Raw genomic sequence first — 1,194 nt, forward strand, 5'->3', positions numbered from 1 at the left:
GTACTGCTTCATGGGAACTCCTTCGAATCATTTGATTGCGAGGGCTCAACGATAACGGAGCTTGTCTGCCACGAGCGCCGACCGCAATTACGTCATCGTCTGCAATCAATATTGACCCCCTAAGCCGGGGGATCGGCGTCCAAAATTATTGCCCTGGCCGCTGCGATAAGCCCACATGTACGATGTACTGGTGGCTTTTTTGTCCTTCTCCTTGAGGACCTGAACCGTCGTTTCGTCGCCATGGATGAGAGGTTGCAGTCTGAGCCGCAGCTTCAGGGCGTCTGAGATGCGATGCAGATGCTTCTCGCTCGAGCCGATCACCCAGTGACCCAAAGCGCCGCGGCTGACAGGAACACCTGCGCGTTCGAAGGCCTGCGCCAGACGGTAGAGCGGCGTGCCATCGACATATTTGTGAACCAGCGCGAACGCCAGCGTTGAGGCCGTGGCAACGCTGCCCGGCAAGGGCTGCGTCGGCATCGGCGCGGTCACGACAGGGGCATTGATCCCGGTGCGATCGCAATGGCGGCACCCATATTTGAAGCGCACATTCTGTAAAACCTTCGCCTTCACCTCGATATGAAGTTGCTCGGTGACAGTCTCGCCCATGCGATGCATCTGGCCACGGCAGCAAGGACACGCCTTCTGATCGTCGGGCAGGTCATACTCGACCCGCTCACGCGGCAGGTTCGCCGGCAGCGGTCTGCGGCCGCGCTTCTTTCCCGTTGTGCTTTCGACGGGTGGCAAGCCCGTGTCCGGAAGTTCGGCGATATTGTCCGTTTCGCTGCCGGCATCATCCTCGTCGGCGGCCTGCTCGGCTTCATTGAACAGACGGTCGACGTGCTTTTCGCTGCGCGGCGCAAAACGATGCAGGCGTGCCAGCGCCAGTTCTTCCTCGAGCCTGACGACGCGCTCCGTGAGCTGACGATTCTCCACCTGCAGCGCAGCAATGCGCGCCAACAGCGCTTCGACACTCGGTTCGCCGGTTCGATTCATCGGATTCTTGAATCTGAACCGTACCGACGCGTCAACCGCTCAAGTCGAGAGCTCAGCCGGCAACCTGATATTGCCGCACCGGATGGCGGACCATCGCATCGATATCGATGCCGTCAAGGATCCAGTGCAATTGCTCGGTCGTCAGCGTGACGACCGCCTCCTGGCGGCGCGGCCATCGGAACTTGTCCTCGGTCAGCCGCT

General features: G+C 60.4%; 1 pseudogene. It reads right to left on the reverse strand.

Annotated elements, in window-relative coordinates:
• Positions 1-153 precede the first annotated feature (153 nt).
• Positions 154-993, reverse strand: a pseudogene (locus IVB42_RS32405) (transposase); the annotation flags it as partial.
• Positions 994-1,194: the final 201 nt, after the last annotated feature.

Source organism: Bradyrhizobium sp. 45 (assembly GCF_023073155.1).
Lineage (GTDB): Bacteria > Pseudomonadota > Alphaproteobacteria > Rhizobiales > Xanthobacteraceae > Bradyrhizobium > Bradyrhizobium canariense_D.